Here is a 10,467-nt window from a genome sequence, read left to right on the forward strand (position 1 = left end):
TCAGGAATCGTTGCCGTCGAGGCTGTCGAGGTCGAGCGCCATGTCGATGAGGTGCTGGACGTCCATCTCGTCGATGGACTCCGCCTCGTCCTCGGCGCGGCTGGGGTCGGAAGTGGCGGCTTGTGGATCGGCCAGCCTGAGCAGCGTGTCCAGCAGCCCGGCCTCCCGGATCCGGCTCATCGGGATGGTGGCCAGGGTGCGGCGCAGCTCGGCGTCCTGCGGATCGAGGTCCACATCGGGCAGGGCGTGGCCGGGGCCGTGGCCCGGTCCGTCCGGGACCAGCTCGGTCAGCAGGTGTGCGGCGAGCGCGGCCGGTGTCGGGTAGTCGTAGACCAGGCTGGCGGGCAGCTTGAGGCCGGTGGCCGCGCCGAGCCGGGTGCGCAGTTCGACCGCGGTGAGCGAGTCGAAGCCCAGCTCGTTGAAGGCGCGCCCGGCCTGGACCTCGTCGGCGGAGGCGTGGCCGAGGGCGCTGGCCACATGGGTGCGGACCAGCTCCAGCACCGCGTCCTCGCGCTCGGCCGCGGACCGCCCGGCGAGCCGTTCGCGCAGGCCCGGCGCGCCGTCGGCCGCCGCCTTGTCCGCCGGCCCGCCGTCGCCACCGCCGCGCAGGGCCTTGGCCACCTGCGGCAGATCGTCGATCAGCGGGCGGGGACGGGCGGCGGTGAAGGCCGGGGCGAAACGCTCCCAGTCGACATCGGCCACCGTCACGGCGGTCTCCTCGCGGGAGAGCACCCGCTGGAAGGCGACCATGTTCAACTCCGGTGCCATGGGCGGCAGTCCACGGCGGCGCAGCTGCTCCTCGGCGTCGCCCTCGGCGGCCATACCGCCCTCCGCCCACGGGCCCCAGGCCACCGAGGTGGCGGGCAGGCCACGGGCCCGGCGCTGTTCGGCCAGCGCGTCGAGGAACGCGTTTCCGGCCGCGTACGCGCCCTGGCCGCCGCTGCCCCACACCCCGGCGATCGAGGAGAAGAGCACGAAGGCGTCCAGCGGGTCGGCGTCCGCGCCGAAGAGCGCGTCGAGGTGGACCGCTCCGGTCGTCTTGGCCGCCACGATCCGGGCGAACTCGGGGAGTTCGGTGCCGGTGCCGGGCTCCTGGGAGATCCCGGCCGAGTGCACCACGGCCCGGACCGGGGTGCCGTTGGCGGCCAGCTTCTCCACCAGCGCGGCGAGCGCGTGGCGGTCGGCCACATCGCACGCCTCGACGGTCACGGCGGTGTCGGTGCCGGACAGCTCGGCCACGATCTCGGCCGCGCCCGGCGCGTCGGGGCCTCGGCGGCTGAGCAGCACCAGCCGCTCCGCGCCGTGGTCGGCCAGCCAGCGGGCCACATGCCGCCCCAGCGCGCCCGTGCCCCCGGTCACCAGCACGGTGCCACGCGGCGTCCAGGGCTCGGCGGCCGCGGTGGCCGCGGTGCGCGGGGCCGGGACGAGACGGCGTACGAAGACCCCGGTGGCGCGGATCGCCACCTGGTCCTCGTCGTCCGACCCGGCGAGCACGGCCGCGAGCCGGTCCAGCGCCCGCTCGTCCACGGTCTCCGGGAGGTCCACCAGACCGCCCCAGCGCTCGGGCTGCTCCAGGGCGACCACCCGGCCGTAGCCCCAGACCTGGGCCTGGGTGGCGCTGTCCAGCCGGTCGGCGCCGCCGGTCGAGACCGCGCCCCGGGTGGCGCACCACAGCCGCGCCGGGGCGTCGTCGCCCCGCCGCGCCAGCGCCTCGGCCAGCGCACCGGTCAGCGCGAGGCCGACCGGCACCGCCGGATGCTCCGGGTGCGGCCGCTCGTCCAGCGCCAGCAGGGACAGCACCCCGGCCACCGGGCCGTCGGCCGACGCCGCGGCGAGGCGGTCGGCCACGGCGGCGGGGTCGGTGTCGGCGGCGTCCAGTTCCAGCGTGACGACCCGTACGCCGCGCCGCGTCAGATCGTCGGCCACGGCGGTGAGCCGTGGATCGTCGGCGTGGCTCGCCGGGACGACGGTCAGCCAGGTGCCGGACGGGGCCGGGGCGCCCGACCCGGCCGGGGAACCGGACGCGGCCGGGGAGCCGGACCGGCCGCCCTGCGGACGCGGCTTCCACACCACGTTGTAGAGGTGGCCGTCGGCGGCGGACCGCTCGCGCTGGGCGCGGCGCCACGACGACAGGGCGGGCAGCACCGCGCTGAGCGGCTGGTCGCCCTCGACCCGCAGCTCACCGGCGAGCGACTCCCAGTCCTCGCGCTCCACGGCCTCCCAGAACCGCGCGTCCACCGCGTCCACGGCGCCCTCGGCCGGGTTCCCGGCCCCCGGGGCGGTGTCCGGCCAGAAGCGGCGGCGCTGGAACGCGTACGTCGGCAGGTCCACGCGGTGCGCGCCGGTCCCGGCGAAGTACCCGGCCCAGTCCACCTCGGCGCCCCGGACATACGCCTGGGCGAGCGCGGTGGTGACGGTCTCGGCCTCGGGGCGGTCCTTGCGCAGCGCGGCGGCGAAACCCGCCACGTCGGCCTCGGTGACGCAGTCCTGGGCCATGGCGGTCAGAACGCCGTCGGGGCCGAGCTCGACGTACGTGGTGACGCCTTGGGCTTCCAGCGTCCGTACGCCGTCGAGGAAGCGGACGGCCTCGCGGACGTGGCGCACCCAGAAGTCGGGGCTGGTGATCTCCTCGGCGGAGACCAGCTCGCCGGTGAGGTTGGACACGATCGGGATGCGCGGGGCCTCGTATGTGAGCCCCTGCGCGACCTCGCGGAACGCGTCCAACATGCCGTCCATGCGCGGGGAGTGGAACGCGTGGCTCACGGTGAGCCGCTTGGTCTTACGGCCCTGCGCCTCGAATACAGCCGCGATCTCGGCCGTCGCGTCCTCATCACCCGCGATGACCACGGAGGTCGGACCGTTGAGCGCGGCGATCGAGACCCGCTCGGTGAGCAGCGGCGCCACCTCGTCCTCCGACGCCTGCACCGCGATCATCGCGCCACCGGCCGGAAGCTCCTGCATCAACCGCCCACGCGCCGCAACCAACTTCGCCGCATCGGCGAGTGAAAGCACACCCGCCACATGGGCCGCCGCCAGCTCACCGATCGAGTGGCCCGCCAGGAAGTCCGCCTTCAGACCCCACCCCTCCGAAACCAGCCGGAACAGCGCCACCTCGACGGCGAACAGCGCGGGCTGGGTGAACCCGGTCCGGTCCAGCGCCTCGGCGTCGTCCCCGAACAGAACCTCGTGAAGCGGCCGTTCAAGGTGCGCGTCCAGCTCCGCACACACCGCGTCCAGCGCCTCCGCGAACACCGGGTAGGCGTCGTACAGCTCACGACCCATCCCCAGCCGCTGGCTGCCCTGGCCGGTGAAGAGGAACGCCAGCTTGCCACCGGCCACCGAGCCCTCGACGAGCCCCGCCGCGCCACGCCCCTCGGCCAGCGCCGCGAGCTGGTCGCCGAGGAGGTCGCCGTCCCGGCCGAGCAGCACGGCCCGGTGTTCCAGGGCGGCACGCGAAGTGGCCAGGGAGTACGCGAGGTCGAGCGGGCGCGGACCGTCGGCCCCGGCGGCGCCCTCGGAGGCCCCGGCGGCGCCCACGGAGGGGCGCAGCCGTGCGGCCTGGGCCCGTAGCGCGTCCTCGGTACGGCCCGAGACCGGCCAGGCGAGGACGGGCAGGGACCGCTCCGGGGCGGGCGCGGAGACCGCGTCCATGGCGGGGGCCTGCTCGATGATGGCGTGCGAGTTGGTGCCGCTGAAGCCGAACGACGACACGCCCGCGCGGCGCGGACGGCCGGTCTCCGGCCAGGGCCGGGCCTCGGTCAGCAGCTCGATGTCCCCGGCGGTCCAGTCGACGTGCGGGGTCGGCTCGCTGACGTGCAGGGTCCGCGGCAGCACACCGTGCCGCATCGCCATGACCATCTTCATGATGCCGGCGGCGCCCGCCACGGCCTGGGTGTGGCCGATGTTGGACTTGACCGAGCCCAGCCACAGCGGGCGGTCCTCGGGCCGGTCCTGGCCGTACGTGGCGAGCAGCGCCTGCGCCTCGATCGGGTCGCCCAGCGTGGTGCCGGTGCCGTGGGCCTCCACGGCGTCGATGTCCGTGGCCGAAAGACCGGCGTTGGCGAGGGCCTGCCGGATGACGCGCTGCTGGGACGGGCCGTTGGGCGCCGTCAGGCCGTTGGACGCGCCGTCCTGGTTGATGGCGGTGGAGCGCAGGACGGCGAGCACCGGGTGACCGTTCCGGCGGGCGTCGGAGAGCCGTTCCACCAGGAACAGGCCCACGCCCTCGGACCAGTTGGTGCCGTCCGCGTCACCGGAGAACGCCTTGATCCGGCCGTCGGCGGCCAGTCCGCGCTGCCGGCTGAACTCCAGGAAGGCGCCCGGGGTGGACATGACGGTGACGGCACCGGCCAGCGCGAGCGAGCATTCGCCGTTGCGCAGCGCCTGCGCCGCCAGATGCAGCGCCACCACCGAGGACGAGCAGGCGGTGTCGATGGTGACCGCCGGGCCTTCGAGCCCGAAGGCGTAGGAGAGGCGGCCGGAGGCCACGCTGGAGGAGTTGCCGGTGCCGAGGTGGCCTTCGAGGCCCTGCGGCTCGTTCAGCCACAGGGTCAGGTAGTCCTGGTCGTTGGAGCCGATGTAGACGCCGGTACGGCTGCCGCGCAGCGCGGCCGGGTCGATCCCGGCCCGCTCGAACGCCTCCCAGGTGGTCTCCAGCAGCAGCCGCTGCTGCGGGTCCATCGCGAGGGCTTCGCGCGGCGAGATGCCGAAGAACGAGGCGTCGAAGTCGGCCACGTCGTGCAGGAAGCCGCCCTCGCGGGTGTAGCTGGTGCCCTCGAGGTCGGGGTCGTCGCTGTAGAGGGTGGCGAGGTCCCAGCCGCGGTCGGCGGGGAACGGGGTGATGGCGTCGTCACCGGCCACCAGCAGCTGCCACAGCTCCTCGGGCGAGTGCACCCCGCCGGGGAAGCGGCAGCTCATGGCGACGATCGCGATCGGGTCGTCGCGGTCCGCCGCGCTGATCACCCGGTCGGGGACGACGGCGTCGGCCGGGTCCCCCACGATCTCCTGGCGCAGATGGCCCGCCAGGGCGGTCGAGGTGGGGTAGTCGAAGACGAGCGTCGGCGGCAGCCGCAGCCCGGTGGCCTCGCGCAGCAGGTTGCGCAGCTCGACGGCGGTCAGGGAGTCGAAGCCCAGGTCCTTGAACGCCCGGCCCTCCTCGACGGCCTGCGGGCCCGCATAGCCGAGGACGGCCGCCACCTGCGTACGGACCAGTTCAAGCAGCAACCGGTCCTGTTCGGCCGCGCTCAGCCCGGCCAGCCGTTCCGCCAGGGCGGAGCCGCCGCCCGCGGCGGTGTCCACCGCGCGGCGCACCGGGACCCGCACCAGCCCGCGCAGCAGCGGCGCCAGCGCGCCCGCCGCGGCCTGGGCGCGCAGCGCCACGGCGTCCACGCGCATCGGGACCGGTGCCACCTCGTACGTGGTGAGCGCGGCGTCCAGGAGCGCCAGGCCCTCCGCCGGGGACAGCGGCGGCAGTCCGGCGCGCCGCATCCGGCTGATGTCCGCCTCGTCCAGCCCACCGGCCATACCGGCGCCCGCCCAGGGGCCCCAGGCCGGCGAGACGGCGGGCAGACCCTCGGCGCGGCGGTGTGCGGCCAGGGCGTCCAGGAAGGCGTTGGCGGCCGCGTAGTTGCCCTGGCCGGGGGTGCCGAACACGCCCGAGGCGGAGGAGAACAGCACGAAGGCGGTCAGGTCCAGCTCACGGGTGAGCTCGTGGAGGTTCCATGCCGCGTCCACCTTCGGGCGCATGACGTGCGTGATGCGCTCAGGCGTCAGCGAGCCGATCACCCCGTCGTCCAGCACACCGGCGGTGTGGACGAGGGCGGTCAGCGGATGCTCGGCGGGGATGGTGGCGAGGGTCGCGGCGAGCGCGTCCCGGTCGGCCACATCGCACGCCGCCCAGCTGACCGTGGCGCCCAACTCGACCAGTTCCGCGCGGAGTTCTTCCGCACCCGGGGCCTCGCCGCCACGACGGCTCACCAGCAGCAGACGCCGTACGCCACGCTCGGCCACCAGATGCCGGGCCACCAGACCGCCCAGCGAACCGGACGCGCCGGTCACCAGCACCGTGCCCTCGGGGCCGAAAGTGTTCTCGGTGGTCGTCTCCTCCGCGACCGGCACCCTGGCCAGCCTCGGGATACGGGCCACGCCCGCGCGGACGGCCAACTGCTCCTCGCCCGCCGCCAACGCGGCCGGGAGCGCCGCGAGCGACGCGTCCTGGCCGTCGATGTCCAGGAGGACGAAGCGGTCCGGGTTCTCGGCCTGCGCCGTGCGCAGCAGACCGTGGACGGCGGCGCCCGCGAGGTCCGCCACCGGCTCACCGGCCTCGGTGGCCACGGCTCCCGAGGTCAGCAGGACCAGGCGTGAGTCCGTGAAGCGGTCGTCGGCCAGCCACTGCTGGAGCAGGCCCAGCACCTGGGTGGTGGCCTGATGCGCCGTGGTGGCGGGCGAGGCGCTTTCCCCCACCCCGCCCCTTCCCGCAGCATCGATATGCGGCTCCGCCGCGTGGAGGGGCTCCGCCCCTTGGACCCCACCGGGGCTCCGCCCCGGACCCCGGTCCTCAAGCGCCGGACGGGCTGGAGATGCCACCACCACGTACTCCGGCAGCGCCGTTCCGGAATCGACGGCCTCGCCCAGCTCCGCGAGGTCCGCGTATGCCGTGGCACCCAACCCGAACGCATCCGTGCCCAGCACCGCCCAGCGACCGCCGCCGGGCGCGCCGGCGCCCGCCCCGGCCGGGAGTTGGGTCCACTCCACGCGGAACAGCGACTCGTGGTACGCCGCCCGCGCGGCCCGCACCTGCTCCGCCGACACGGCGCGCAGGACCAGCGACTCCACGGCGGCGACCGGCGCACCGGCCGCGTCCGCGATCTCCAGCCGGACACCGTCCGCGCCACGCAGTTCCAGCCGTACCCGCAGCGCCGGGGCGCCGCTCGCGTACAGCGACACGCCGCTCCAGGCGAACGGCAGCCGCCCCTGGCCGTCGCCGTCGCCCAGGCCGTCCAGGCCGAGCGCGTGCAGCGCCGAGTCGAGCAGCGCGGGGTGCAGGCCGTACGCCTGCGCCTCGGAGGCGGCGGGCTCGTCCAGCCGGACCTCGGCGAAGAGTTCGTCCCCGCGCCGCCACGCGGCCGTGAGCCCCTGGAACACCGGGCCGTACCGCAGCCCGCCGTCCGCGAGCGCCGCGTACAGCTCCTCGGTACGGGCCGCCTCGGCGCCCTGCGGCGGCCACGCGGTCAGCGCGAACGACGGCCGGGGCGCGCCCGTGGCGAGCACACCGTCGGCGTGTCGCGTCCACGGCTCCTCGGCCGGGGCGTCCTCCGCGCGGGACAGCACGGTCAGGGACCGCCGTCCGGCGGCATCGGGCGCGCCGACGGTCAGCTGAAGCCGGACGCCGCCGCGTTCCGGCAGCACCAGCGGGGCGTGCAGGGTCAGCTCGTCGAGCAGGTCGCAGCCGACCTGGTCACCGGCGCGGACGGCAAGCTCCACGAACGCCGTTCCGGGCAGCACCACCGCGCCCCGCACCACATGGTCGGCCAGCCACGGATGCGTATCCACACCCAGCCGTCCGGTGAACACCAGCCCATCGGTCTCCGCCAGCGGTACGGCAGCGCCCAGCAGCGGATGCCCGGCCAACTCCAGGCCCACGGACGCCACGTCGCCTACGGACGCCGCACCCGGCTCCAGCCAGAACCGCTCATGCTGGAAGGCATACGTCGGCAGATCGACGTGGTGGGCGTCCCTACCGGCGAAGTATCCGGCCCAGTCCACCGCCACACCGCGCACATGGGCGCGGGCGACGGCCGTGGTCAGCGCCTCGGCCTCGGGGCGGTCCTTGCGCAGCGCGGACACCAGAGTGGCGTCCTCGCGGGTCAGACAGTCCTGGGCCATCGCGGTGAGCACACCGTCCGGGCCCAGCTCGATGAAGGTGGTGACGCCCTTGGCCTCCAGGGTGCGTACGCCGTCGAGGAAGCGGACGGTCTCGCGGACGTGGCGCACCCAGAAGTCCGGAGTCGTGATCTCCTCGGCGGACACCACGCCACCGGTCAGATTCGACACGATCGGAATCGTCGGGGCCTCGTAGGTCAACCCCTCGGCCACCTCGCGGAACGCCTCCAGCATCCCGTCCATGCGCGGGGAGTGGAACGCGTGGCTGACCGTGAGCCGCTTGGTCTTCCGACCCTGTGCCTCGAAACCGGAAGCGATCGCGACAGCCGCGTCCTCATCACCCGCGATGACCACCGACGACGGCCCGTTGAGCGCGGCGATGGACACCCGCTCGTCGAGCAGCGGCGCCACCTCGTCCTCCGACGCCTGCACCGCGATCATCGCGCCACCGGCCGGAAGCTCCTGCATCAACCGGCCACGCGCCGCCACCAACTTCGCCGCGTCCGCCAGCGACAACACACCCGCCACATGAGCGGCGGCCAGCTCACCGATCGAATGCCCGGAGAGGAAATCAGGCCGCAGCCCCCACGCCTCCGAAACCAGCCGGAACAACGCCACCTCAACCGCGAACAACGCAGGCTGAGTGAAACCGGTCTGATCCAGCGCCTCGGCGTCGCCCCCGAACAGGACATCCTTCAACGGCCGCTCAAGATGCGCATCCAGCTCCGCACACACCTCATCCAGAGCCTCCGCGAACACCGGATAGGCGCCGTACAGCTCACGCCCCATCCCCAGCCGCTGACTCCCCTGCCCCGTGAACAGGAACGCCGTCTCACCCTCGACGACCGTGCCCTCGATCAGCCCCGGCGCGGACTCCCCCCGCGCCAGCGCCTCCAGGCCCGCCGCCAGCGCGGCGCGGTCCTCGCCCACGAGCACCGCCCGGCGCTCCAGGGCCGCCCGGCCGGTGGCCAGTGAGCGGCCCACATCGGCGGTGCCGAGGGCGGGTTCGCGGTCGAGGTGGGCGGCGAGGCGCCGGGCGTTGTCGCGCAGCGCCGCCGCGTTCCTGGCGGAGAGGAGCCACGGCAGCACGGTGGCGGTGACCGGCGCGGCGTTCGCGGCCGGGGTGGCGTCCCCGTCCGACTCCGGAGAATCTTCCTGAGCCTCCGGCTCGGGGGCCTGCTCCAGGATGGTGTGGGCGTTGGTGCCGCTCACACCGAAGGCCGAGATACCGGCCCGGCGCGGCCTGCCGGTCTCGTCCCAGGGGCGGGCCTCGGTCAGCAGGGACACCTCGCCCGCCGTCCAGTCGACGGTCGGCGACGGCTCATCGACGTGGAGGGTCTTGGGCATGAGGCCGTGGCGTATCGCCATGACCATCTTGATGACGCCCGCGACGCCCGCCGCCGCCTGGGCGTGGCCCAGGTTGGACTTGAGCGAGCCCAGCCACAGCGGCCGCCCCTCGGGCCGCTCCTGGCCGTAGGTGGCCAGCAGCGCCTGCGCCTCGATGGGGTCGCCCAGCGTGGTGCCCGTGCCATGCGCCTCGACGACGTCGATCTCGGCGGCGGACAGCCGGGCGTTCTCCAGCGCCTGGCGGATGACACGCCGCTGGGACGGGCCGTTCGGCGCCGTCAGTCCGTTCGACGCGCCGTCCTGGTTCACCGCGCTGCCGCGCACCACGGCCAGCACCTGGTGGCCGTGTCGGCGCGCGTCCGACAGCCGCTCGACCAGCAGCACGCCGACGCCCTCGGACCAGCCGGTGCCGTCCGCCGACGCGGCGAAGGACTTGCAGCGGCCGTCGGGGGCGAGGCCCCGCTGGCGGCTGAACTCCACGAAGACATCGGGGTTGGGCATCACGGTGACGCCGCCGACGAGGGCGAGCGAGCATTCGCGCTGCCGCAGCGCCTGGGCCGCCCAGTGCAGCGCGACCAGCGACGACGAGCACGCGGTGTCGATCGTGGCGGCCGGGCCCTCGAGGCCGAAGGTGTAGGCGATACGGCCGGACAGCACGCTGGTGGCGCCGCCGGTGAGCAGTAGGCCCTCCAGTTCCTCCGGCGCGCCCTGGACGTCGGAGCCGTAGCCCATGGCCGAGGCGCCCACATACACGCCGGTGCGGCTGCCCTTGACGGACGTCGGGTCGATTCCGGCGCGCTCGAACGCCTCCCAGGACGTTTCCAGCAGCAGCCGCTGCTGCGGGTCCATGGCAAGGGCCTCGCGCGGCGAAATGCCGAAGAATCCGGGGTCGAATTCGGCGGCGCCGTCGAGGAATCCACCGCCGCTGTTGTAGAAGGTGCCCTTGCGGTCGGGGTCGGGATCGGCCAGTCCCTCGATGTCCCAGCCGCGGTCGGCGGGGAATCCGGAAATGGCGTCGCCGCCCTCCGCGACCAGTTGCCACAAATCCTCGGGCGAACCGACGCCACCGGGGAAACGGCAGCTCATCGCCACAATGGCGATCGGTTCCTGCGCGTCCGCCTCCACCTCGGTCAGGCGGCGACGGGCCCGGCGCAGCTCAGTGGTCACCCACTTCAGATTGTCGAGAAGCTTCTCTTCGTTCGCGCTAGCCACGGAAACGTCACCTCCTGAGGTCAGTTG

At 74.3% G+C, this 10,467-nt stretch carries 1 protein-coding gene; it reads right to left on the minus strand.

Annotation, left to right across the window (positions count from 1 at the left end):
- Entirely contained in the window at nt 1-10,440 is a 10,440-nt protein-coding gene (locus ACJX2R_RS20485) for a type I polyketide synthase (protein WP_413101308.1), read from the minus strand.
- Between the last annotated feature and the right edge of the window lie 27 nt (nt 10,441-10,467).

This window comes from Streptomyces sp. Inha503, assembly GCF_047215865.1.
Lineage (GTDB): Bacteria > Actinomycetota > Actinomycetes > Streptomycetales > Streptomycetaceae > Streptomyces > Streptomyces lycopersici.